The sequence below is a fragment of the Streptomyces sp. NPDC028991 genome (assembly GCF_055564775.1).
Genome location: NZ_JBVHVP010000022.1, coordinates 45,386 through 67,623 on the forward strand (window position 1 = coordinate 45,386; position 22,238 = coordinate 67,623).

20 protein-coding genes and 1 pseudogene are annotated in these 22,238 nt (G+C 73.0%); 14 read left to right on the forward strand and 7 right to left on the reverse strand.

Annotated elements, in window-relative coordinates; all coding sequences use genetic code 11:
- Nucleotides 1-99: 99 nt before the first annotated feature.
- Genes ACZ4V1_RS29950 through ctaF form a run of 3 tightly spaced genes read left to right on the forward strand, consistent with a single transcriptional unit; the run spans nucleotide 100 to nucleotide 3,498 of the window.
- A complete protein-coding gene (locus tag ACZ4V1_RS29950) occupies nucleotides 100-1,293 on the forward strand; it encodes a CaiB/BaiF CoA transferase family protein (protein ID WP_468342171.1) in 1,194 nt (397 codons plus the stop codon).
- Nucleotides 1,294-1,351: 58 nt separating this feature from the next.
- Nucleotides 1,352-3,037, forward strand: a complete 1,686-nt coding sequence (gene ctaD, locus ACZ4V1_RS29955) for an aa3-type cytochrome oxidase subunit I (protein ID WP_468342174.1) — start codon at nucleotides 1,352-1,354, stop codon at nucleotides 3,035-3,037.
- The gene (gene ctaF / locus ACZ4V1_RS29960) at nucleotides 3,037-3,498 is read left to right on the forward strand and encodes an aa3-type cytochrome oxidase subunit IV (protein WP_468342177.1); all 462 of its coding nucleotides are present in this window, start codon (nucleotides 3,037-3,039) and stop codon (nucleotides 3,496-3,498) included. Before ctaD ends, ctaF begins: the two co-directional genes overlap by 1 nt.
- Here ctaF and qcrB read toward each other — a convergent pair.
- Genes qcrB through ACZ4V1_RS29980 form a run of 4 tightly spaced genes read right to left on the reverse strand, consistent with a single transcriptional unit; the run spans nucleotide 3,426 to nucleotide 6,279 of the window.
- Nucleotides 3,426-5,039 carry a cytochrome bc1 complex cytochrome b subunit gene (gene qcrB, locus ACZ4V1_RS29965; RefSeq protein ID WP_468342180.1) on the reverse strand — a complete coding sequence of 538 codons (1,614 nt, stop codon included), beginning with the start codon at nucleotides 5,037-5,039 and terminating at the stop codon, nucleotides 3,426-3,428. The genes ctaF and qcrB overlap by 73 nt on opposite strands.
- 54 nt (nucleotides 5,040-5,093) lie before the next feature.
- Nucleotides 5,094-5,444 (reverse strand): DUF8129 domain-containing protein, encoded by a 351-nt coding sequence (locus ACZ4V1_RS29970; RefSeq protein ID WP_468342183.1) that lies wholly within the window; start codon nucleotides 5,442-5,444, stop codon nucleotides 5,094-5,096.
- 36 nt (nucleotides 5,445-5,480) lie between these two features.
- On the reverse strand, nucleotides 5,481-5,837 hold the full coding sequence (locus ACZ4V1_RS29975) for a DUF6479 family protein (RefSeq protein WP_468342186.1): 357 nt from the start codon (nucleotides 5,835-5,837) through the stop codon (nucleotides 5,481-5,483).
- Nucleotides 5,838-5,874: 37 nt separating this feature from the next.
- Nucleotides 5,875-6,279: a ChaB family protein gene (locus ACZ4V1_RS29980; RefSeq protein WP_468342189.1), complete on the reverse strand. Its 405-nt coding sequence runs from the start codon at nucleotides 6,277-6,279 to the stop codon at nucleotides 5,875-5,877.
- A gap of 153 nt (nucleotides 6,280-6,432) precedes the next feature.
- On the opposite strand from ACZ4V1_RS29980, the gene ACZ4V1_RS29985 reads away from it, so the two are divergent.
- From ACZ4V1_RS29985 to ACZ4V1_RS30005, 5 genes are all read left to right on the forward strand, one after another.
- The gene (locus ACZ4V1_RS29985) at nucleotides 6,433-6,810 is read left to right on the forward strand and encodes a four-helix bundle copper-binding protein (protein WP_468342191.1); all 378 of its coding nucleotides are present in this window, start codon (nucleotides 6,433-6,435) and stop codon (nucleotides 6,808-6,810) included.
- A 40-nt stretch (nucleotides 6,811-6,850) separates the two neighbouring features.
- Nucleotides 6,851-7,732, forward strand: coding sequence for an oxygenase MpaB family protein (locus ACZ4V1_RS29990; protein ID WP_468342194.1), 882 nt, complete (start codon nucleotides 6,851-6,853; stop codon nucleotides 7,730-7,732).
- Between the two features lie 61 nt (nucleotides 7,733-7,793).
- Complete coding sequence (locus tag ACZ4V1_RS29995) at nucleotides 7,794-10,016, forward strand: serine/threonine-protein kinase (RefSeq protein WP_468342197.1); 2,223 nt, start codon at nucleotides 7,794-7,796, stop codon at nucleotides 10,014-10,016.
- A gap of 118 nt (nucleotides 10,017-10,134) precedes the next feature.
- Nucleotides 10,135-11,712: a phytoene desaturase family protein gene (locus ACZ4V1_RS30000; RefSeq protein ID WP_468342200.1), complete on the forward strand. Its 1,578-nt coding sequence runs from the start codon at nucleotides 10,135-10,137 to the stop codon at nucleotides 11,710-11,712.
- A gap of 82 nt (nucleotides 11,713-11,794) precedes the next feature.
- Nucleotides 11,795-11,986 (forward strand): DUF2795 domain-containing protein, encoded by a 192-nt coding sequence (locus ACZ4V1_RS30005; RefSeq protein WP_055420399.1) that lies wholly within the window; start codon nucleotides 11,795-11,797, stop codon nucleotides 11,984-11,986.
- Between the two features lie 24 nt (nucleotides 11,987-12,010).
- On the opposite strand, the gene ACZ4V1_RS30010 is transcribed toward ACZ4V1_RS30005, so the two are convergent.
- Nucleotides 12,011-13,786 carry a serine hydrolase domain-containing protein gene (locus tag ACZ4V1_RS30010; protein ID WP_468342204.1) on the reverse strand — a complete coding sequence of 592 codons (1,776 nt, stop codon included), beginning with the start codon at nucleotides 13,784-13,786 and terminating at the stop codon, nucleotides 12,011-12,013.
- A 171-nt stretch (nucleotides 13,787-13,957) separates the two neighbouring features.
- Here ACZ4V1_RS30010 and ACZ4V1_RS30015 point away from each other — a divergent pair.
- The 5 genes and pseudogenes from ACZ4V1_RS30015 to ACZ4V1_RS30035 all read left to right on the forward strand — a co-directional run.
- A pseudogene (locus tag ACZ4V1_RS30015) lies at nucleotides 13,958-14,212 on the forward strand (alpha/beta fold hydrolase); the annotation flags it as partial.
- Between the two features lie 143 nt (nucleotides 14,213-14,355).
- Nucleotides 14,356-14,598: a DUF397 domain-containing protein gene (locus ACZ4V1_RS30020; RefSeq protein ID WP_043377340.1), complete on the forward strand. Its 243-nt coding sequence runs from the start codon at nucleotides 14,356-14,358 to the stop codon at nucleotides 14,596-14,598.
- 163 nt (nucleotides 14,599-14,761) lie between these two features.
- The gene (locus tag ACZ4V1_RS30025; RefSeq protein ID WP_468342207.1) at nucleotides 14,762-15,667 is read left to right on the forward strand and encodes a universal stress protein; all 906 of its coding nucleotides are present in this window, start codon (nucleotides 14,762-14,764) and stop codon (nucleotides 15,665-15,667) included.
- 103 nt (nucleotides 15,668-15,770) lie between these two features.
- Nucleotides 15,771-16,373 (forward strand): CGNR zinc finger domain-containing protein, encoded by a 603-nt coding sequence (locus ACZ4V1_RS30030; RefSeq protein ID WP_468342210.1) that lies wholly within the window; start codon nucleotides 15,771-15,773, stop codon nucleotides 16,371-16,373.
- A 172-nt stretch (nucleotides 16,374-16,545) separates the two neighbouring features.
- Entirely contained in the window at nucleotides 16,546-17,043 is a 498-nt protein-coding gene (locus tag ACZ4V1_RS30035; RefSeq protein ID WP_468342213.1) for a hypothetical protein, read from the forward strand.
- Nucleotides 17,044-17,051: 8 nt separating this feature from the next.
- Here the strand turns inward: ACZ4V1_RS30035 and ACZ4V1_RS30040 are convergent, their stop codons facing one another.
- Both ACZ4V1_RS30040 and ACZ4V1_RS30045 read right to left on the reverse strand, forming a co-directional pair.
- Nucleotides 17,052-19,073 (reverse strand): N-acetylmuramoyl-L-alanine amidase, encoded by a 2,022-nt coding sequence (locus ACZ4V1_RS30040; RefSeq protein WP_468342216.1) that lies wholly within the window; start codon nucleotides 19,071-19,073, stop codon nucleotides 17,052-17,054.
- Between the two features lie 172 nt (nucleotides 19,074-19,245).
- The gene (locus ACZ4V1_RS30045) at nucleotides 19,246-20,388 is read right to left on the reverse strand and encodes an aminoglycoside phosphotransferase family protein (protein WP_468342219.1); all 1,143 of its coding nucleotides are present in this window, start codon (nucleotides 20,386-20,388) and stop codon (nucleotides 19,246-19,248) included.
- A 317-nt stretch (nucleotides 20,389-20,705) separates the two neighbouring features.
- On the opposite strand from ACZ4V1_RS30045, the gene ACZ4V1_RS30050 reads away from it, so the two are divergent.
- On the forward strand, nucleotides 20,706-22,220 hold the full coding sequence (locus tag ACZ4V1_RS30050; RefSeq protein ID WP_468342222.1) for a DNA-binding protein NsdB: 1,515 nt from the start codon (nucleotides 20,706-20,708) through the stop codon (nucleotides 22,218-22,220).
- Nucleotides 22,221-22,238: the final 18 nt, after the last annotated feature.

Here is a 22,238-nt window from a genome sequence, read left to right on the forward strand (position 1 = left end):
CGTGCGCGTGGCGCAGGTCACGTGTGAGGACACCGGCGAGCGCGCATGCCGGTCAGGAGACCGGACGCCGCCAACCGGACCCGGACGAGGAGCCGCGCCATGCCCAGGAACACCCCGCCCGCCGACCACGGCACACACGACCCGCACGGCACGGGAGCCCTTCAGGGCGTGCGCATCGCGGACTTCTCCCGAGTGCTGGCCGGACCGTACGCCACGATGCTCCTCGCCGACCTGGGTGCCGAGGTCGTCAAGGTGGAGCGGCCCGGCACCGGCGACGACACCCGGGCCTGGCGACCGCCCGCCGACGCCTCCGGTACCTCCACGTACTTCCTGGGCGTCAACCGCAACAAGCGGTCCGTCACCCTCGACCTCACCACCGGGGACGGACGGGACCGGGCCCGTGCGCTGATCGCCGCCTCGGACGTCGTGGTGGAGAACTTCCGCCCCGGCACCATGGACAAGCTCGGCCTCGGTCACGAGGAACTCCTCGCCGCCGACCCGCGGCTCGTCTACTGCTCCGTCACCGGCTTCGGCACCGGGGCGGGCGCCGGGCTGCCCGGCTACGACCTGCTGGTGCAGGCCGTGGGCGGGCTGATGAGCGTCACGGGGCAACCGGAACCCGACGGGGAACCGACCAAGACCGGCGTGGCCCTCGTCGACGTCATCACCGGACTGCATGCCACGGTCGGTATCCTCGCCGCCCTCCGCCACCGCGAGCGCACCGGAGAGGGGCAGCTCGTCGAGGTCAGCCTGCTCGGCTCGCTGCTGTCGGCGATGGCCAACCAGGCCGCCGGCTACGTCGCGGCGGGCGCCGTACCGGCCCGGCTGGGCAACGCCCACCCGAGCATCGCCCCGTACGAGACCTTCCCCACGGCGGACCGGCCGATCGCCCTCGCGGTCGGCAACGACCGGCAGTTCGCCGCGCTGGCCGCGCTGCTCGGCGCACCGGAACTCGCCGACGACGCGCGGTTCCGCACCAACCCGGACCGCGTGGCCCACCGCGGCGAACTGCGCCCCCTCCTCCAGGACCGGCTGCGTACCCGCACCGCCGGCCACTGGGCCGAGGTGCTGCCCGCGGCCGGCGTGCCGGCCGGTCCGGTCAACGCCCTCGACGAGGCCTTCGCCTACGCCGAACGGCTGGGCGTGGAGGCCGTGGTGGACGTCGCGGGTACCCGCCAGGTGGCCCATCCGATCCGTCTCGGTGCCACCCCGGCGAGCTACCGGCTCGCACCGCCTGAACTGGGTGAACACACCGAGGACGTCTTCCGCGCGGAGGACGGGCCGGGCGCCTGACGCAGGTCCCGGCGTGGCCGTGCGTCTGACTCCCGGGCGCCTGGGTACCCTCCGCCGCATGGCGGTGGACAGGAGGACCGAGCCGCCGCGCCGGGAACCGGCGCGGCAGCGGACGAATCGCACGCTCGGGCGGGCGCTGGCCCGGTGGGCGACGACGACCGATCACAAGGTGATCGGCAACCTCTACATGACGACGTCCTTCGGCTTCTTCCTCTTCGGCGGCGTCCTCGCCCTGCTGATGCGCAGTGAACTGGCCCGCCCGGGACTCCAACTGGTCACCGCCCACCAGTACAACCAGCTCTTCACCGTCCACGGCACGATCATGATGCTGCTGTTCGCGACCCCCCTCTTCGCCGGGTTCGCCAACGCGATCATGCCGTTGCAGATCGGCGCCCCGGACGTGGCGTTCCCCCGGCTCAACGCGCTCTCGTACTGGCTGTACCTGTTCGGCGGCCTGATGGTGGTGGCCGGGTTCCTGACGCCCGGGGGAGCGGCCGCCTTCGGCTGGTTCGCCTACGCGCCGCTGAACAACGCGGTGTTCAGCCCCGGCACGGGCGGCGACCTGTGGACCATGGGACTGGTGGTCACCGGCGTGTCCACCACCCTCGGCGCGGTCAACTTCATCACCACCATCCTGTGTCTGCGCGCCCCCGGCATGACCATGTTCCGGATGCCGATCTTCACCTGGAACGTGCTCTTCACGTCGATCCTGGTGCTGCCGGCCTTCCCCGTCCTCACCGCCGCGCTGCTCGCGCTGGAGGCCGACCGGAAGTTCGGAGCGCACATCTTCGACGCCGCGAACGGCGGGGCGCTGCTGTGGCAGCACCTGTTCTGGTTCTTCGGCCATCCTGAGGTGTACATCGTCGCGCTGCCGTTCTTCGGCATCGTCTCCGAGATCATCCCCGTGTTCAGCCGCAAGCCGATCTTCGGCTACGTCAGCCTGGTCGGCGCCACCATCGCGATCACGATGCTGTCCGCCGTGGTGTGGGCCCACCACATGTTCGCCACCGGCGCCGTGCTGCTGCCGTTCTTCTCCCTGATGTCGTTCCTCATCGCGGTGCCGACGGGCGTGAAGTTCTTCAACTGGATCGGCACGATGATGCGCGGCTCCCTCTCCTTCGAGACACCCATGCTGTGGTCGTTCGGCTTCCTGATGACGTTCCTGCTGGGCGGCATGAGCGGTGTCCTCATCGCCTCCCCGCCCCTGGACTTCCACCTGACGGACTCGTACTTCATCGTCGCCCACCTGCACTACGTGCTGTTCGGCACCGTCGTCTTCGCGATGTTCGCCGGCTTCTACTTCTGGTGGCCGAAGTTCACCGGCAAGCTGCTCGACGAACGCCTCGGGAAGATCCACTTCTGGACGCTCTTCGTCGGCTTCCAGACCACGTTCCTGGTCCAGCACTGGCTCGGCCAGCAGGGCATGCCGCGCCGCTACGCCGACTACCTGGCCGCGGACGGCTTCACGACGCTGAACACCGTCAGCTCCATCGGCGCCTTCCTGCTCGGCCTCTCCACACTGCCGTTCCTCTACAACGTGTGGCGCACCCGCCAGTACGGCCCGAAGGTGGAGCACGACGACCCCTGGGGCTACGGCCGTTCCCTCGAATGGGCCACCGGCTGCCCGCCCCCTCGGCACAACTTCACGTCGCTGCCCCGAGTCCGCTCCGAGTCACCGGCATTCGACCTGCACCACCCCGGCATCGGCCGGCACGACCAGAGGCACGAGCAGAGGAAGCAGTAGTGAGGACCGAAGCCCGTCTGTTCACCGGCGTGGCGGCCTTCTTCGCCGTCACCGCGGCCGGTTACGGCTGGTTCTCCGAGGAGCCCGCCGGTACCGCCGCACTGACCCTCGCCTTCCTGATGGCCTCGCTCGTCGCGTTCTTCCTGCGCGTGCAGTACCGCAAGCGCGGCCTGCGGGCCCAGGACCGCGGCGACGCGGAGGTCGGCGAGACCGCGGGTCCGCTGGAGTTCTTCCCGCCGCACAGCCCCTGGCCCATCGTCGCCGCCCTGGGCGCGGTCGTCCTCGCGCTCGGCATCGTCTACGGCCTGTGGCTCACGCTGATCGGCTTCGGTGTGCTCGCCCCGGCCGTCTTCGGCCTCGTCTTCCAGTACGCGGGCCGGGGAGACACTCAGCGCTCCAGCTCGCCCGGGGAGGAATCCGGCTCGGGCTCCGCCTCCTCCGCGTCGACCCGGTCGTCGTAGTACCACTCGCTGAGCGTCGCCCGCAGCCGGCCCACGTGCGGCGCGTCCCCGGCCGGTGCCGTCGGCGCGAGCGGCGCCGGCTCCGTCCGCGACCGCAGCACGTGCCGCTCCTCGGCGTCGAGGGGCGTGTGGCTCTCGACATAGCCGCCGGCGAGCGTCTGCCGCAGCTCGCCCGTCTCCTCGCCCTCGGCCAGTCGCTCGCGGTCCCGCTCCCGCAGCGCCAGGCAGACACGCTTGGTCGCCATGAAGGCGATCGGCGGCAGCAGTACCAGGGAGATCCGGAACACCCAGGTCAACAGGTTCAGCGAGACGTCGAAGACGTGGGCGAGGATGTCGTTGCCGCCCGCCAGGAGGAGAACCGCGTAGAAGCAGACCGCGGCGACGCCCAGTCCGGTCCGCACGGGCTTGTCCCGGGGCCGGTCGCACAGGTGGTGCTCCTCATGGTCGCCCGTCACCCAGCGTTCGAAGAACGGGTACGCGTACAGCACCGCGAACAGGGCGCCCGGCAGCACGACCGCGGGCACCAGCACGTTCCACATGACGGTGTGCCCCGCCACCGCCGTCTCGAAGGGCGGCATCAGCCGCAGCGCCCCCTCCAGGAAGCCCACGTACCAGTCGGGCTGCGAGCCCGTGGAGATGACGTCGGGGCGGTAGGGGCCGTACGCCCAGATGGGGTTGATCTGCGCGACCGCCGCGAGCACCGTCAGGACGCCGAAGACCATGAAGAACAGGCCCGTGGAGTTCGTCAGGAACTGCGGGAACATCGGCTTGCCCACGGCGTTGCGGTTGGTGCGGCCGGGGCGCGCCCACTGGGTGTGCTTCAGGTAGAACACCAGGATCAGGTGGAGCGTGACCAGCGCCAGCAGCAGCCCGGGGATCAGCAGGATGTGCAGCGAGTACAGCCGCGGGATCACGTCGTCGCCGGGGTACTCGCCGCCGAACACGAACATGCTGACGTACGTCCCCACCACCGGGATGGACAGCATGATGCCCTGCGCGATGCGCAGCCCCGTCCCGGACAGCAGGTCGTCGGGGAGCGAGTAGCCGGCGAAGCCCTCGGCCAGTGCCAGCACGAAGAGTGTCACGCCGATCAGCCAGTTGGCCTCACGCGGCCGGCGGAACGCCCCGGTGAAGAAGACGCGCAGCAGATGCACCCCGATGGCCGACAGGAACACCAGGGCGGCCCAGTGGTGCAGCTGCCGGATCAGCAGCCCGCCGCGCACGTCGAAACTGATGTCGACCGTCGAGCGGTACGCCTCCGACATGCTCAGCCCGAGCAGCGGCTCGTACGACCCGTCGTAGACGACCTCCGTCATCGACGGATTGAAGAACAGCGTCAGCCACACCCCGGTCAGCAGCAGCACCACGAAGCTGTAGAGGGCGATCTCGCCCAGAAGGAACGACCAGTGCTCCGGGAAAGCCTTGCGCAGCAGCCCACCGCCCTCGGAGACGGGAAGGCGCCCGTCGGCCCAGCTGACGGTGTGTTCGGCCGCGTAGCGGGCCCGCGCGCCGGCGCGGGCCCTTCTCCTCTTGAACAGCACGGCGCATGGGTTCCCCGGCGTCCGTGCCGGAAACTACGCCCGTTCGCGCAACGGCTACGTACGGTCACCCTTCGGCTTGCCCGGCTGGTCCGGGGTGCCGTGCGGCGGCGGGGAGAACGGCTCCGGGGAGGTCGCCGGCGACACGGGGGAGCCGGTGCGGCTCCGCCCCTGCTCCGGGCGTACGGCGTCCGGGTCGCCGGAGGACGGCTCCGCACCCGACTTCAGCTGCTCCAGCCGGGCCGCCAGCACTTCCGTGGCGGGGAGGCGGTCGGCGTGCGACCTCTCGTACGCCAGCAGTTCCTCCACATCCTCCGCGCCCAGGGACCGGATCCGGCTCTCCAGCCCACCGATCGGCAGCTGGTCGTAGTCCGGCAACGGCAGGGTGTTGCGAGCGGGGTCGGCCATGGTTCTCACTTCCTCTGTTACGACATCCTCGGGGATTCAGCGTCCGCCCGGTCCGCCGCTGCCGAACGAACCGCTGCTGCCCTCGTCCCAGCGGGGCCGCTCCTGCTGGGAAGCGGTGCGGCTGCCCTGGTGCCCGAGGTCGTGCGGCAGCGTCCGGTCGTCGCTCCTGGGCATCTCGTCGGGCTCCCGCCGCTCCCGCGTCTCGTGGACGGGCCCCTCGTCGGGCATACGGGGCTGCTCCTCGGGCCGCGGCGGGGGAGATTCCTTGCGCTTTTGCCGACTGCCGAAGGCGAACGCGCCGATCAGCAGGCCCACCAGCACGACGGCCGCGACACCGATGCCGATGCCGATCCCGGCGGAGCTCGCGGCCAGGTCCATCCATGCGTTGGTCATGGGGCGCGGGTACCCCTGCTCCACGTCGCCAACCAGCTCAGCCCGACCGCGACGCTCGCGTCCGCGAACGGTTGGCCTTCCGGATCGCCGCGAGCAGATCCGCCTTCGACATCCGCGACCGGCCCTCGACACCCAACCGCTTCGCCACGCCGTACAGGTGCTCCTTCGAGGCCTTCTCGTCGACGCCCTCGCCGCTGCGGCCGCCCTGTCCGCGGGGCCGCCCGGACTGCGGGTCGGAGGGACCCTTGCGGCCGCCCTCCTTGCGCTCCCAGTGGTCGCCGATCTTCTCGTACTTGTGCTTCAGTGCCCCGTACGCCACCCGGTGGGCGCGCTCGCCCTCGCCGTACTCCTCCACGGCCGAGTCGTGGGCCTTGATCCAGGTGCGCTGGGCCTCCCGGGCAGAGCGCTCGAGGGTCGACGGCAGTTCCTGTCGTCCCGGCATGTCGTGCACCTCCGTGTGCGGTCGACGTCATCGCTGTCACCAGCTTCACGAGAGTCGACGGGTGCCCGGCAGCCCGCCCGGAAAACGGGCCGGAACCCTTGGGAACAACGGGCCCGGCGGTTTGGCGCCGCCCGCAGCGGCAACCCGCGCGGTGTGACATCGACGACGACTTCACAGCAGGAACTGTTCCGCTTCCTGGAGGACCGCTTCGCTTGCGCACAGGCGTGTACCGAGTGCGCACGGGCGTGCGCGCTGCGGGCGAGCCTCGTGGACCCGGACGGGACCGAGAACCAGGAACTCGTACGGCGCAAGGGCATCATGTGCGCGGAGGTGTGCGACGCGACCTGCCGGGTGCTGTCCGAACAGAACCAGGTGGACGAGGCCGCGATACGCGTCCAGCTCGAATGGTGCCGGCAGGTGTGCCTGGAGAGCGCGCACGTCTTCGACGGGCACCCCGGCGCCGAGGAGAGCGCGCAGGCGTGCCGGGCCTGCGCCCGGGCCTGCGGCGAGTTCCTCGCCACCCTGCGCTGAGGCCCTGGGGCCGCCGGGCGCGGGGCGTTAGCCTGCCGGTATGACGGCCACAGGGACGGGTGATCGGGCAGGCTGCCGAGCGGGTGACCCGGGACTGTTCGGACCCGGCTCGGTGACCTGGCAGGCGCACGGCGACCCGATGATGTGGATCGCCGGCATCCGCGCCCTGTACCTCCAGGCCCTGCATCCGCGCGCCGTGCGCGGCGTGACGCAGAACAGCGACTTCCGGCGCGACGCGTGGGGCCGGCTGATGCGCACCGCGGGCTTCGTCGGCACGACGACGTACGGCACCACCGAGGCCGCCGAGCGGGCCGGCGCCCGGGTGCGGAAGATCCACCGGATGCTCGGTGCGACGGACCCGGACACGGGCGAGCGGTACGGCGTCGACGAACCCGCGCTGCTCCTGTGGGTGCACTGCGCAGAGATCGACTCCTACCTGCACGTCCTGCGCCGTTCCGGGTTCCCCCTCACGGACGCCCACGCCGACCGCTACCTCGCCGAACACCGGCACAGCGCCCGTCTGGTCGGCCTCGACCCCGGGGCCGTACCCGCGAACCGGGCCGAGCTGGCCGCCTACTTCGCGCGGGTACGGCCCGAGCTGGCCGCGGGGGACGAGGCACACGAGGTGGACGACTTCCTGCTCCGCCCGCCCGTCCGCCCCCTCCTGGTCCCCGCGCGCGAACTGCTGTGGCGGCGGGTCGCGCATCTGGCGTACGACTCCCTACCGCCGTACGCGCACGAGATCTACGGCAGACCGGCCCCCGCACCCGCCACCGTCACCCGGCGGCTGCGCGCCACGGGCACCCTGCTGCGCGGGGTTCCCGCACGTCTGCGCTGGCAGCTGCCGCCCAAACACATCCTGCGCGCCATGGCACGGCTCGGGCCGGCCGCGCGCCCGGCACCGTACAAACTCGGACCATAAACCGCCATACTGGACCGGCCAGGGGAGGGCGGGGCGGACTGCTACGGGGGCGGGCAGCGAGATGGGGGACAGCACGCTGATCCAGGGCCGGTACCGGCTGCTGGAGCGGATCGGACGCGGCGGCATGGGCGAGGTGTGGCGGGCGCGGGACGAGTCACTGGGCCGTGGTGTCGCCGTCAAGTGCCTCAAGCCACTGGGCGCCCAGCACGACCACTCCTTCACCCGCGTCCTGCGGGAGAGATTCCGGCGCGAGGCCCGGGTGGCCGCCTCGCTCCAGCACCGCGGGGTGACCGTCGTGCACGACTTCGGCGAGTCGGACGGCGTGCTCTTCCTGGTGATGGAGCTGCTGGAGGGCCGTGACCTGAGCCGGCTCCTGGAGGAGAACAAACACCATCCGCTGCCGGTGCCCGACGTCGTCGACATCGCCGAGCAGGTCGCCTCCGCACTCGCCTACACCCACGAACAGGGCATCGTGCACCGCGACCTGAAGCCCGCGAACATCGTCCGGCTCGCCGACGCCACCGTGAAGATCTGCGACTTCGGCATCGCCCGGCTCGGCCACGATGTCGGGTTCACCGCCCGGCTGACCGGCACCGGCATCGCCATGGGCACCCCGCACTACATGTCGCCGGAGCAGATCGGCGGCGACGACGTCGACCGGCGCAGCGACCTGTACTCACTGGGCTGCGTGCTCTACGAGATCGCCACCGGCGTCCCGCCCTTCGACCTCGACGACGCCTGGGCGATCCTCGTCGGCCACCGCGACACGCAGCCGGAGCCCCCTCGCACCCACCGCGCCGAACTGCCCGGCTACCTGGACCGGATCATCCTGGACCTGCTGGCCAAACGGCCCGAGCAGCGCCCGGACGACGCCCGCGAGTTGGGCCGCCGGATCACCGCCGGACGCGCGGTACCGGTGTACGCGCCGGCCGTGCCGACGCCCCGTACCCGGACCTTTCAGCCGGTCGGAGGCCGGGCCGCGCTGCCGTCCTGGACCCACGGCATGACCACCGGCCACAAGGCGACCGGCACCGGTGCGCACGCCACGCCCCCGGACCCGGCGGCCGGCCTGTCCGGCGAGTGGATCCCGCGGCCCGCCGGCGGCGTGGCCGCCGCACCCGCCCCCGACGAGCGGCCCGATCCGGCGCTCGAAGCGGTCGCCGCGCTGTCCGGGCGGCACGCCGCGGGCCTGAGCCTGGGACGGCTCGGCCGGTGGGAGGAGGCGGGCGAGGTGCACCGCGCGGTGGCCGGCGAGCGCGAGCGCCTGCTCGGCCCCGATCACCCCGACACGCTCGCCAGCCGCTACGAGGCCGCGTTCACCCTCAGCCGCACGGGTCGCCCCGCCGACGCGCTACGCGCGTACAAGCGGGTCGCCGAAGCCAGGATCCGGGTGCTGGGCCCCGACCACGCCGACACGCTCGCCGTCCGGCAGGAGATCGCGTACACCCTGGGCCGGCTGGGCCGGTACGCCGACGCCCACCAGGTCTACACGTCGGTCCTCGCGGCCCGTGAGCGCGTCATGGGCGCCGACCACCCCGACACCCTGCGCTGCCGGCACAACCTCGCCTTCAACCTCGGCCGGCTCGGCCGCCCCGAGGACGCCCACCGCCTGGCCCGCGAGGTGGCCGCCGCCCGCGCCCGCGTGCTCGGTCCCGGCCATCCCGACACCCTGGTCACCCGCTTCGAGGTGGCCTACGAACTCAGCCGGCTGGGCCGTTGGCAGGAGGCCCTGGTGACCTACCGGGAGGTCGCCGAGGCCCGCGAGAGCGCGCTCGGCCCGGATCACCCCGACACCCTCGCCGCCCGCTACGAGATCGGCATCGGCCTCGGCCGGCTCGGCCGCAGCGACGAGGCGCTGACGCTGTATCAGGAGCTGATCGCCGACCGTGCCCGCGCCCAGGGCGCCGACCATCCCGAGACCCTGCGTGCCCGGCACGGCCTGAGCGTCAACCTGGGCCGGCTCGGCCGCTGGGAGGAAGCCCTCGCCGAGTCCCGCGAGGTCTGCGCGATCCGCGCCCGCGTGCTCGGCCCCGACCACCCGGACACGCTGGTCAGCCGCCGCGAGGTCGCCGTCGGCCTGGGCTGGCTGGGCCGCTGGTCCGCCGCCCTCACCGAGTACCGCCGGGTGGCCGCCACCCGCGAACGCCTCCTCGGCCCCGACCACCCCGACACCCTCACCGGGCGCGACGACGAGGCCCACTGCCTGGAACAACTCGGCCGCGGCGCCGAGGCCGTGGAGCTCTACCGCCGGGTGGCCGTACTGCGCGGCGCGGGGGCGCGCTGAACCGGTACGCGGCGGGACGCGGCACCTGCGAGGCGGGAAGCGCGGCGTTCGCCTCGCCCCGCGTCCGGCCGCCGCCCCACCCCTGGCAGCCCGCCGCCGCCCCGTGTTACCAAGAGCCATGACGCCGCCCACCGCACCCCGCGCATCCCGCACCTACGACGCCGTCATCGTCGGCGGTGGACACAACGGCCTGGTCGCCGCCGCCTACCTGGCCCGTGCCGGCCGCTCCGTACTGGTGCTGGAACGCCTGGACCACACCGGGGGCGCGGCGGTGTCCACCCGGCCCTTCGCCGGGGTCGGCGCACGGCTGTCGCGGTACTCGTACCTGGTCAGCCTGCTGCCGAAGAAGATCGTGCGGGACTTGGACCTGGAATTCCGGGTGCGGGGGCGCACCGTCTCCTCGTACACGCCCGTCGAGCGGAACGGGCGGTCCACCGGGCTCCTCGTCGGCGGGGGCGAGCGGCGGACCCGCGAGTCGTTCGCCCGGCTCACCGGCTCGGAGCGGGAGTACGCGGCCTGGCAGCGGTTCTACGCGATGACCGGCCGCGTCGCCCAGCGCGTCTTCCCGACCCTCGTCGAGCCGCTGCCCACCCGTGCCGAGCTGCGCCGCAGGGTCGACGACGAGAGAGCCTGGCGAGCCCTGTTCGAGGAGCCGATCGGTGTCGCGATCGAGGAGCACTTCGCCGACGACCTGGTACGGGGGGTGGCCCTCACCGACGCGCTGATCGGCACCTTCGCCGACGCCCACGACCCCTCCCTCACCCAGAACCGCTGCTTCCTCTACCACGTGATCGGCGGCGGCACCGGCGCCTGGGACGTGCCGGTAGGCGGCATGGGCGCCCTCACCGACGCCCTGGCCGGCGCGGCACGCGCCGCGGGTGCCGTGCTCGCCACCGGGCACGAGGCGGTGCGGATCGACACGGACGGGCGGGCGGCCGAGGTCACCTACCGCTCGGCCGACGGCGAGGGCGTCGCCGCCGCACGGCACGTCCTCGTGAACGCCTCTCCGCGGGAACTGGCGGCGCTCACGGGGCAGGCACCGCCCCCGCCCGCCGAGGGAGCCCAGCTCAAGGTCAACATGCTGCTGACCCGGCTGCCGGCGTTGCGTGACCCCGAGGCCGACCCGCGTGAGGCCTTCGCCGGGACCTTCCACATCGCGGAGGGCTACGAGCAGCTCGCCACCGCGCATGCCCAGGCCGCCGGCGGTGAACTGCCCGCCGCCCCGCCCTCCGAGATCTACTGCCACTCGCTGACCGACCCCACGATCCTCGGTCCGGAGCTGGCCGCCGAGGGCGTGCACACGCTCACCCTGTTCGGCCTGCACACGCCCGCCCGCCTCTTCGCCCGGGACAACGACGGCGTGCGCGAGGAACTGCTGAAGTCGACCCTCGCCCAGCTCGACGCCCATCTGGCCGAGCCCCTCGCGGGCTGCCTGGCGACCGACGCCGACGGGCGGCCCTGCGTCGAGGCCAGGTCTCCGCTCGACCTGGAGGGCGACCTGCGCCTGCCCGGCGGCAACATCTTCCACCGCGAACTGTCCTGGCCCCACGCCCAGGAGGGCACCGGCCGCTGGGGGGTGGAGACCGGGCAGGCGAACGTGCTGCTGTGCGGCGCGGGCGCGGTGCGCGGGGGAGGGGTCAGCGGAGTTCCCGGGCACAACGCGGCGATGGCCGTGCTGGAGCGGACGGCGAACTGACGGGCGCATGTGTCGGACGGGGCTGGGTACCGCGACATAGCGGACATTCCGCACCTGTCACCCGTACGACAAGGAGTCTGTCATGGCGGACCTCAGCCCCATCGACCTGCAGAAGGCCCTCAGCGGCATGGACTACCCGGCCGACAAGAAGTCGCTCGTCGACTGCGCCCGCAAGAACAAGGCCGACGACAAGGTCGTGAGCCGTCTCGACGGTCTGAAGGAGAACAGCTTCGACGGGCCGAACGAGGTGCAGAAGGCCGTCTTCAACGGCTGACGGACGCCGGGGACGCGCGACCGCCTAGTCGGCCGACGCGGTCCACCCCACCGCCTCGATCCGTGCCGCGTCCGCGGGGCGCGCGTCGTGGAACAGGACGTCGCCGGCCGCCTCGGCGCGCAGCCCGTCGACGTACGCCCCGCGGCCCACGTACAGCCGGTCGGTCGTGTACCGCCAGCGCAGCGTGAGCGCGCGAGCGGCCGGGAGGCCGGCGGTCAGGCGGTGCCAGACGCGGCCCGACCAGCCGGTGGCCGAGCCTTCCGGATGCTCCCGCGGCCCCTCACCTCCGCGCGTGGTCGTGAACGGGACGGGCTCCCACGTGGTGCCGCCGTCGGTCGCCGCCTCCAGGACGAGGGCGTCCGAGCCCGGTTCGGTGTCCCACCACAGGGAGCAGCGCAGCCGGGCCCCGCCGCCGGACGTGTCCAGCGCGGGCAGCGTGAGCGTGGCCGTCGCGGAACCCGCCGTCCCGGAGAACCAGGCCGTACGCCCGTGCGCGGGGCGGACCGGCACGGCCCGCGCCATGTTGGTGCCGGCCGCGACTCTGGGAGCCGACCCGGAGCGCCAACCGCGCGCCGGGTGCACCGAGTTGCCCAGCACCACCAGGAACGAGTCGGTCGTCGGGTCGAGCACCAGCGAGGTACCCGTGAAGCCGGTGTGCCCGGCCGTGCGCGGCGTGGCCATGGCGCCCATGTACCAGTGCTGGTACAGCTCGAAGCCGAGGCCGTGCTCGTCCCCCGGGAAGTCGGTGTTGAAGTCGGTGAACATCAGCTCGACCGACTCCGGCCGCAGGATGCGCGCCCGGCCGTAGGAACCGCCGTTGAGCAGCGTGCGGCCGAGCACCGCCAGGTCCCACGCGCAGGAGAACACCCCCGCGTGACCGGCGACGCCGCCGAGGCTGTAGGCGTTCTCGTCGTGCACCTCGCCCCACACCAGCCCGCGGTCGAGGCCGGACCAGGGGAGGCGGGCGTCCTCCGTGGCCGCGATCCGGGGTCTCCAGGACGCGGGCGGGTTGTAGCGGGTGCTGTCGAGACCGAGCGGGGCGGTGATCTCCTCGCGCAGCAGGACGTCCAGGGTGCGGCCCGTGACCCGTTCCAGCACCAGCTGGAGCGAGATCATGTTCAGGTCCGAGTACAAGTACGCGGTGCCGGGCGTACTCACCGGCTCCTCGTCATGGACGAGGCGCAGCTTCTCCTCGTACGTGGGCGCGCTGTACAGCGGGAGCCACGCGCGGAAGCCGGACGTGTGCGTCAGCAGCTGCCGCACCGTCACGTCCTGCTTGCCGGCCCGCCCGAAGTCCGGCAGGTACGAGGCGACCGGCGCCTGAAGCTCCAGCGCGCCCCGTTCCAGCTGCTGCACGGCGAGGATCGAGGTGAACAGCTTGGAGATCGACGCGAGGTCGAACACCGTGTCCCGTGCCATGGGGATCTGCTGCCCGGCCGGGAACTCGACGCCGGTGTCGGTCGCCTCGTCGTAGGCCCGGTAGCGCACCGCCATGCCGATCGGCTCGTGCAGCGCCACCGTGCCGCCCCGGCCGGCGAGGAGTACGGCGCCCGCGTACCACGGATGCTCGGGAGAGGGGCCGAGGAACGTCTCGGCGTCGGTGACGAGCTGGCGCAGATGGCCGAAGAGCAGCCCGGCCCGCTCGGCGGAGCCGCGCCGCAGAGTGGGGCGGCGGCCCCTGTCCGCGACCGCTTCGGCCGGCCCGGCCGCGAACGGGGCGATGGCCAGGGCGCCGCCCAGGGCCAGGGCGCCGGCGCCCAGTTGACGCCGTGTGAATCCGCTCGTCGCCTGTCCGGCCATCGAAGAGTCTCCCGCCACCGAAGCTGAAAGTATCTTTCCTGGATCGCCGTGCGGAGTGAAACTTTCCTGTCAGCGGCGGGTCGTGTCAATGGGGCGTGCGGAGTTGGCGAGCCACCGCGCGGACGGCGAGGACGTGCCCGACGGCACACCCGGTGAAGTCGTCTACCGCAGGCCGCCGGCGTCCACCTGTCCCCGGAAGCCTTCGACCCGCCCGCCACCCGCGCCGCCCTCGCGCGCTGCGCGGCACGGGTCCTGGTCCTGGCCGGTGAGCTCGACGGCGGCCCGCGGCCGGAACTCGCCCGCCGCTGCGCCGACGTCTTTCCGCACGCCGAGGTCGTCGTCCGGCCGGGCGCCGGGCACTGTCCGCGGCTGGACGGTCCGCAGCGGTTCGTACGGCGTGACGTCGCGTTCCTCGCGCAGAGCTGAGGCCACCGGGGCACCACCGGCGCGTGTGACGCGTGGGGGCCGCGGCGCCGATCTTCCCAAAGGCACCCGTCACGTGGCCTGTCGGCGCCCGGACCCGATCGCTAGGCTGACCCGCGGACGACGAAATCGGGAGGAGCACGGACGTGGCCGAGAGCACCACCCACCAGCGCCCGCTCATGGGCTGGGACAAGCCGGAACTGGATCTCAGCAACGCGCAGTGGCAGTCCAGCAGCCGAGGACTGGGGGATGTCCAGATCGCCTTTGTCGAGGGGTTCATCGCCATGCGGAACAGCGGCAGCCCGGAAAGTCCCTCCCTGATCTTCACCCCCGCGGAATGGGGCGCGTTCGTGTCGGGAGCGCGGGAAGGGGAGTTCGACCTCACGTGAAGCGCCTGCCGCGGAAGTGAGCCGGGCCGGGGTACGTCCGGCCGATCCGGGGGTGTTCCACCCGATTTTCCGGACACGCGACCGTGAGCGCCCCTTCGTGGCCGACGCCTGAGCGAGGCTGACGCCAAGAGGGGGACGGTCGTACTCCGGAGGTGAGGAACCCATGAGCACCACCCTGCCGGTCGTCGCGGCGGTCGACGGTTCGGACGACAGCCTGCGCGCCCTGGACTGGGCCCTCGACACCGCCCACCGGCGCGAGGCGCCCCTGCGGGTGGTGCATGTGCGCCAGTACGCCGCCTGGGCGCAGACGGACGTCCTGGTAGCGGGTCCGCCGGACACCGGCGATGACCCGGTGCTCGACCAGGCCCGCGCGCACCTTCAGGGCCGGGCCTTCGCGGTGGCGACGGAGTACGTCGGTATGGAGGGCGTACCGGCCGCCGTACTGCCGGAACTGGGCATCGACGCCCAGCTGCTGGTACTCGGCTCCCGGGGCCGCGGCGGCTTCGCCAGCCTGCTGCTCGGCTCCAACGGCCTGGCCGCCGCCCGCGACGCGGAGTGCCCCGTCGTCGTGGTGCCCCGCCCCGGGCGCGAGGTCCACGGCGAGGCACCGTCCGAATCCGGCCCCCGGGTGGTCGTCGGCCTGCACGTGGACAGCCCCGACGACGCCACCCTGTCCTTCGCCTTCGCCGAGGCCGCGCGGCGCGGCGCCCGCCTCCAGGTGATCGCCGCCTACCCGTGGCCGGTGCAGACCTGGGCCGCCGCCGGCCAGATGATGCCCCTGGTGATCGACGAGGTCGCCATCGAGAGCGAGACCCGGGTCCTGGCGGACGGCCTCCTCGCCCCGTACCGGGGACGTCACTCAGACGTCCGGGCCGACACGCACACCCTGCCCGGCGACGCCGCCGGGCACCTCGTCGCCGCCTCCCGCGACGCCGACCTGGTCGTCGTCGGCCGCCACCGCCGACGCCTGCTGGCCCCGGCCCGCATGATGGGCTCGGTCGCCCACGCCGTCCTGCTGCACGCGGCGTCCCCGGTCGCGGTGGTACCACCGGCTCCGCCGGAGGAGTGAGCGCGCGCCTGCGCGGCCGACGCCGACGGCGGTGGCGGCACGCGGGCTCCGCCCGAAGGGCGACGACCAGGGGCCCCTGTGGTCCGTGCCTATCATCGGCCCCATGCAGGACTCGCCCGGCAGGGACACCCGGATCGCCCTCGACCTCGCACTGACCGTCCGGCACGACGGGAACGGCGGGGTCGCCGACGACCTGACCGATCCCGCGGGGCTCGCCACCTGGATGCGGGCGCACTCCGACACCGTGCCGGACGCCGGTGTCCTCACCGCCGACGAGCCCGCCCTGGCCGCCGTCCGTGAGGCGCGCGCCGCAGCCCGCGCGCTCTTCGCCCGCGCCGTGCGCCCCGGCGAGCCGAGCCCCGCCGACGCCGCCCGGCTGCCGTCCGTACCCGAGGCCCTGCGGTGCCTGAACGACGCAGCCGCCCGCACCCCCGTCGTCCCTGTCCTGGACTGGGCCGACGGTGCCGGACCCGTCGTACGTACCGAGCCCGCGCACGGCGGCGGTCCCGACCTCGCGGCGGCCCTCGCGCGGGCCGTGATCGGCTTCCTCACGGGCCCGGACCGACCGCGGCTGCGGGCCTGCCACGCACCGCGCTGTGTGCGTTACTTCCTGAAGGAGCATCCCCGCCAGGAGTGGTGCAAGCCGTCCTGCGGCAACCGGGCCCGGGTGGCCCGCCACCACCAGCGGCAGAAGCGGACCGGCTAGGGGGTGTCGTTCGGATCGGCCGATTCCGGGCAACGGTGCCTCCCGACCGACGGCAACGCGGCGGATGTGCGTGCGGTCCCCGCGACCCCGGCCAGAACCGAACGGCACCCACCGGCCCGGCCGGTCCCCGCCCGCACGCCGTTCGCGGGCCCCGGCCACGTACCATGGCGGCATGTCGTTCCTCCGCCGCCGCAGCGCCACGCCCGCCGGGCCCGACTTCGACGTACTGGCCATGGACCCGGGCGACTGGCCCGGGAACCTGGGCGCCGGCCTGCTGCCCGCGCCCGACGGCAGCTGCCAGGGTGTCTTCCTGCGCTACGACCTGTTCGGCGGCCGCGGCCCCGCGATGATCATCGGCAACCTGCCGACCGGCTCCCCGGCCCGCGAGGTCCCGGAGGGGGAGGTCCCGTTCGAGGTGGCCCAGCTGCTGCTCGCGCTGGAGAACGACGAGGAGATCACGGTCGTCGGCGCCGAGGACGTACCGGTGATGCAGGGCGACAACCTGCTCATCGTGCGCCGCCTCAAGCTCTCCGAGAGCCGGATCTCCTGCGTGCAGTTCGACCGCAGTGACGGCGTCCTGGTGACCATCGCCGCCTGGGACCGCCCCATCACCGACGACCTGTACACCCTGCTGAAGCCGCTCCCGGCGGAGCTTTTCCAGCAGGGCTGATCCGGCGGCTACCGCACGGTCGCGAGCATGACGTCGGCGGCGCGCACGTACGCGACCCGGTGGCCGTACTGGATCTGGTAGTACTCGTCCGCACCGGTCACCACCCGGTGGGAGGCCTCGTCGAAGGTGACCGCGTAGTAGTACTCGCCGGGCACCTTCTCACCGACCACGTACTTCTGCCCCTTCAGCAGCCGGTACGGCAGTGGCGACACGGTCTGGGCGGGCACGTCCGCCGGGTAGGCGGCCTTCTCCGGGTACGCGCGCCCGTACACCGGGACGCTCTCCAGGCCCTCCCGCGGAGTGATCACCCGGCCCGAGGCGGGCACCGCCGCCGGGTTCTTCCTCGGGTCGTGGAACCAGGCCTTCTGACCCAGGTACCAGATGGCCGTCCAGTCGCCCCACCGGTCGGCCACCGCGTACTGCTGGCCCGTGGAGACCCGGGAGGACAGGTCGTTCACCCCGGTCGTCGGGGTGGTGCCCAGGCCGATGTCCTTGATCAGAGGCGCGTTCACGTCGTGGTCGGCGTACAGCCGCACCTCGCTGGAGCCGTGCGGCGCGCAGAGCTCGCCCTTCGTCTCGCAGCCGGTGTACTCGGGGCGGTTGCCGTCGTAGTCGGGGCGGATCGTCACCAGGCCGGACTTCTTGCCGGCGGTGGGCTCGAAGGGGCGGCCGAGCAGCCGGAAGTAGTGCCCCCAGTCCCAGTACGGACCCGGGTCGGTGTGCATGCCGGGGATCGTCGCGGTGGTGGTGCCGGGGACGTTGCCGTGGCCGAGGACGTGCTGCCGGTCCAGCGGGATGTCGTACCTCTCGGCCAGGTACTTCACCAGCCGCGCCGACGAGCGGTACATCGCCTCCGTGTACCAGGCGTCCGGGTCCGCGAGGAAGCCCTCGTGCTCCAGCCCGATCGACTTCGCGTTCACGTACCAGTTGCCCGCGTGCCAGGCCACGTCCTTCGCCTTCACGTGCTGGGCGATGTGACCGTCGGTGGAGCGGAGCGTGTAGTTCCAGGAGACGTAGGCCGGGTCCTGGACCATGTCGAGGACCCCGTTCCAGGCGCCCTCCGTGTCGTGCACGACGATGTACCGGATGCGCTGGGAGGCGGGCCGGTCCCCCAGGTCGTGGTTGCCGTAGTCGCCGTCGCCGAACTCCTCGTACGGCGCCGGGATCCACTCGCAGGACACCGTCTTCGGGCACTCGGTGCCGGCGGCGGAGGCGGCGCGCAGGCCCGCGTCCCGCAGCCGCGAGACGTCGGGAGCCACGTCGGGGCGGGCGGCCAGGGTGACCCGCTGCCCGGCGTCCGTGGTCCGGTGCTCGCCCGCGCGGATCACCTCGTACACGTCGTTCGCGTACGCCGCCGCCGTCGCGGCGTCCTCCGCGCCCGAGAAGCGGGCCACCGCCCCGTACCAGTCGGCCGGATCCGCGCTGAGCGGCTCGCCCAGTTCCCGCTGGGCGGCGGCGAGCAGTGCGGCACCGCCGGACACGTTCGCCGCCGGATCCTCGCGCAGCGCGTCGGGGCTCAGCCCGGTCAGCTCGGCGGCCTTCGGCAGCGTCGTCAGCCGGGGCGGCAGGCCGGTGGGCCGCGGGGCCCGCGTCGCCGGGTGCAGCGGGGCACGGGCGTCGTCGCCGCGCGGGTCCTCGGCGCCCTCCCCGTGGTGCGGGGCCCCGGCCAGTGCCGTGCGCGCGTCGGTGAGGTGCAGCGGGCCGTAGCCGCCGGTCACGCTCGGCGCACCGGCGTGCGCGTCCCAGCGGGACTGGAGGTAGGAGACGCCCAGCAGGACGCTCTGCGGCACGTGGTACTCGGCCGCCGCGGTGGCGAACGCCCGCTGCAGGCGGTCCGGGGCGGGCGGTGCGCCGGAGGGGCCGGCGGCGGACGGTGCCGCGCCGAGCAGCGGCAGCAGCAGCGCCGCGGTGGCCAGGGCGGGCACGACGGGGGATCCTCGCAAAGCGGCCTCCTGTGACGGTGGGGCGTGGCGGGGGCGGGGCCGAGCGTGGGTCAGTGGTACCCGGCGGTCCGACGATCCGTCAATCATGCCGTCACAACGGCGATTTCCCATGTCAGCGGGGGGCTGGGTGAGTTTCGTGGCGGCGGCGCACGGGCCTGCGCTGCGTCACTGGCGTACACCAATGGCCACCGCGAGTATCACGGCACGGAAAGTCCGCGGTGCGCCCTGAGGGCGCACCGCGGACCGTCGTCCTTCGGTGTCAGCGCGTGCCGACCGCCGCGCGCACGGCCCGGCGGGCCATCTGGCAGTCGTCGTGCAGCCGGCGCAGCAGCAGCCGCTGTTCCTCGCCGGTCGGCGCGGCGCCCGGGTGGGCGGGCGCCGGTGGTGCCGGGACCGCCTCGTGCATCGAACGCTGCACGGCCGTCTCGTACGTACGGATCTCCCGGGTCAGCACGAGCATCAGGTTCACCAGGAACGCGTCGCGCGCGGCCGTCCCCGCGGACTGGGCGATCTGGCTGATCTGACGGCGGGCCACCGGGGCGTCACCGAGCACCGCCCACAGGGTCGCCAGGTCGTAACCGGGCAGGTACCAGCCCGCGTGCTCCCAGTCCACCAGCACTGGACCGGCCGGTGACATGAGGATGTTGGACAGCAGCGCGTCACCGTGGCAGAACTGGCCCATGCCCTGGCGTCCGCCCGCGTGGGCGATGCCGTGCAGCAGCTTCTGCAGGTCGCCCAGATCCCGGTCGGTGAGCAGCCCCAGCTCGTGGAACCGGGAGATCCGCGCCGCGTAGTCCAGCGGGGCGTCGAAGGTGCCGGCCGGGGGCCGCCAGGCGTTGAGCCGGCAGATCGCGCCGAGCGCCGCCCTGATGTCCGCCCGCGGCGGGGTTTCCAGGGGGTGCCGCTGCAGCGCCGCCACCCGCCCCGGCATCCGCTCGATCACCAGCGTGCAGTTGTCCGGATCCGCCGCGATCAGCCTCGGCACCCGCACTGGGGGGCGGTGCCGGACGAACGAGCGGTATGCCCCTATCTCGTGCCGGATCCGCTCCGCCCACGCGGGGGAGTGGTCCAGTAAACACTTGGCGACCGCCGTGCTGCGCCCGGTCGTGCCGACCAGGAGCACGGACCGCCCGCTGCGGCGCAGCACCTGCACCGGGGCGAACTCGGGACAGATCCGGTGTACGGAGGCGATCGCCGCGCGCAGTTGGGTGCCCTGGGGGCCGGACAGGTCGATTCTTCCGCTGAGCGGTTGCGCGCCGGGGCCCGCACCGTGCCGCGCCCTGCCCGCCCCGAGCACCGGGGCCGCCGGACGAGCGGGGGCGAGATAGGGGCCGCCGCCCGCCGCCGGGCGGGGGTGCAGCGAGCGCTGCGGGGCGGACACGGAGGACGATGCTGCGTACATGGGCTAGACAGATCCCTTCGTGTGCCTGCTGTGCCTGCCTGAAGAGCGGCGCCCGTCCGTCCGATCCGGAAGCTTCGATCCAGAGGGTCCGATCCGGAAGGCCACGCCTTCTGAAAGCCGTCGCGCTACCCGCCCGGCCGCCGAGGGCCACCCTGGGGAGTAACCCCGCAGCGACCGGGTCGGGGTGGCGCATTCCTACCTGACACCCGGCCGCCCCTGGCACACCATCTGGCGCACCCTGGCGAACGGTGGCGAATAGTCGCCCGGCAACCCGCACGGGGCTACTGTCAACTCAGCCGAGAACCTGGGGGCTTGACGTGAGCGGAGAACCCAACACCCGTCTCTCGGACCTGTTCGGCCTGGCCGGCTGGTCCAAGGGCGAGCTCGCGAGGCTGGTCAACCGGCAGGCGGCGGCCATGGGCCACCCCCAGCTGGCGACCGACACCTCGAGGGTGCGGAGATGGATCGACATGGGAGAGATCCCGCGCGATCCGGTGCCGCGGGTGCTGGCGGTTCTGTTCACCGAGCGTCTCGGCCGTGTCGTGACCATCGAGGACCTCGGTCTGGTCCGGCACGGGCGTGCGGGGAAACGGCAGGGCGGCGGGAGCCAGGAGCGTCCCGACGGTGTGCCGTGGGCGCCCGAGCGGACTGCGGCGGTCCTCACCGAATTCACGGGAATGGACCTCATGCTCAACCGACGCGGCTTGGTGGGCGCGGGCGCCGCGCTTGCCGCGGGATCCGCACTCAGCAGCGCCATGCACGACTGGCTGCACACCGACCCGGCCCTGGCTGCCGACGCTTCCGGCCTCCGCCAACCCCTGCACGCCGACCCCGCCGGGTTCGACCGCTACGAGGCCGCCCCCATCGGGTCTCAGGAGGTGGAAGAACTCGAGCGCTCGGTCGAAGTGTTCCGCGCCTGGGACGCCGCCCGTGGCGGCGGGCTCCAGCGCAAGGCCGTGGTCGGCCAGCTCAACGAGGTGGGCGGCATGCTCGCCTACCACCACCCACCCCATCTCCAGCGGCGCCTGTGGGGCGTCGCCGCCAACCTCGCCGTGCTCGCGGGCTGGATGTCGCACGACGTGGGCCTGGAACCCACGGCGCAGAAGTACTTCGTCATCGCCGCCCACGCCGCGCGCGAGGGCGGTGACCGGCCCCGGGCCGGTGAGGCGCTCTCCCGGGCGGCCCGTCAGATGGTCCACCTGGGCCGGCCCGACGACGCGCTCGACCTGATGAAGCTCGCCAAGTCCGGTTCGGGCGAGGAGGTGCTGCCCCGTACCCGGGCGATGCTCTACACCATCGAGGCCTGGGCGCAGGCTTCCATGGGCAAGGGCCAGGCGATGCGCCGCACGCTGGGGCGGGCCGAGGACCTCTTCGTCTCCGACAAGGCGGACGTGCCGCCGCCGGACTGGATGCAGACGTTCAAGGAGGAGGACCTGTACGGCATGCAGGCCCTGGCCTACCGGACGCTCGCCGATTTCGAGCCGGGGGCCGCCGCGCACGCGCAGCACTACGCGGAGAAGGCCCTGGCCCTCAGGATCGACGGCCGGCAGCGGTCGAAGATCTTCGACTACCTGTCCATGGCATCCGCCTGCTTCATCGCCGACGACCCCGAACAGGCGGACCGGTACGCGCGCCTCGCCCTGGTGTCGATGGGCTCCAACTCCTCTCAGCGGACCTGGGACCGACTGCGCCAGATGTACCGGCTCACCGCCGAGTACGCCGGCTACCCGAAGATCCAGGAGTTGCGGGAGGAGATCAAGCTGGCGCTGCCCAAGGGCAGGTCGCCCGGCAAGCCGCCCAGGGGGGCGGGCGGCGACACCGCTCCGGCGTGAGTGCGGGGGGCGCGTTGC

Coding starts and splice junctions, on each gene's coding strand:
- ACZ4V1_RS29950 (WP_468342171.1), top strand. CDS start 100: ATGCCCAGGAACACCCCGCCCGCCGACCACGGCACACACGACCCGCAC.
- ctaD (WP_468342174.1), top strand. CDS start 1,352: ATGGCGGTGGACAGGAGGACCGAGCCGCCGCGCCGGGAACCGGCGCGG.
- ACZ4V1_RS29970 (WP_468342183.1), bottom strand. CDS start 5,444: ATGGCCGACCCCGCTCGCAACACCCTGCCGTTGCCGGACTACGACCAG.
- ACZ4V1_RS29975 (WP_468342186.1), bottom strand. CDS start 5,837: ATGACCAACGCATGGATGGACCTGGCCGCGAGCTCCGCCGGGATCGGC.
- ACZ4V1_RS29980 (WP_468342189.1), bottom strand. CDS start 6,279: ATGCCGGGACGACAGGAACTGCCGTCGACCCTCGAGCGCTCTGCCCGG.
- ACZ4V1_RS29990 (WP_468342194.1), top strand. CDS start 6,851: ATGACGGCCACAGGGACGGGTGATCGGGCAGGCTGCCGAGCGGGTGAC.
- ACZ4V1_RS29995 (WP_468342197.1), top strand. CDS start 7,794: ATGGGGGACAGCACGCTGATCCAGGGCCGGTACCGGCTGCTGGAGCGG.
- ACZ4V1_RS30000 (WP_468342200.1), top strand. CDS start 10,135: ATGACGCCGCCCACCGCACCCCGCGCATCCCGCACCTACGACGCCGTC.
- ACZ4V1_RS30005 (WP_055420399.1), top strand. CDS start 11,795: ATGGCGGACCTCAGCCCCATCGACCTGCAGAAGGCCCTCAGCGGCATG.
- ACZ4V1_RS30010 (WP_468342204.1), bottom strand. CDS start 13,786: ATGGCCGGACAGGCGACGAGCGGATTCACACGGCGTCAACTGGGCGCC.
- ACZ4V1_RS30025 (WP_468342207.1), top strand. CDS start 14,762: ATGAGCACCACCCTGCCGGTCGTCGCGGCGGTCGACGGTTCGGACGAC.
- ACZ4V1_RS30030 (WP_468342210.1), top strand. CDS start 15,771: ATGCAGGACTCGCCCGGCAGGGACACCCGGATCGCCCTCGACCTCGCA.
- ACZ4V1_RS30035 (WP_468342213.1), top strand. CDS start 16,546: ATGTCGTTCCTCCGCCGCCGCAGCGCCACGCCCGCCGGGCCCGACTTC.
- ACZ4V1_RS30040 (WP_468342216.1), bottom strand. CDS start 19,073: ATGATTGACGGATCGTCGGACCGCCGGGTACCACTGACCCACGCTCGG.
- ACZ4V1_RS30045 (WP_468342219.1), bottom strand. CDS start 20,388: ATGTACGCAGCATCGTCCTCCGTGTCCGCCCCGCAGCGCTCGCTGCAC.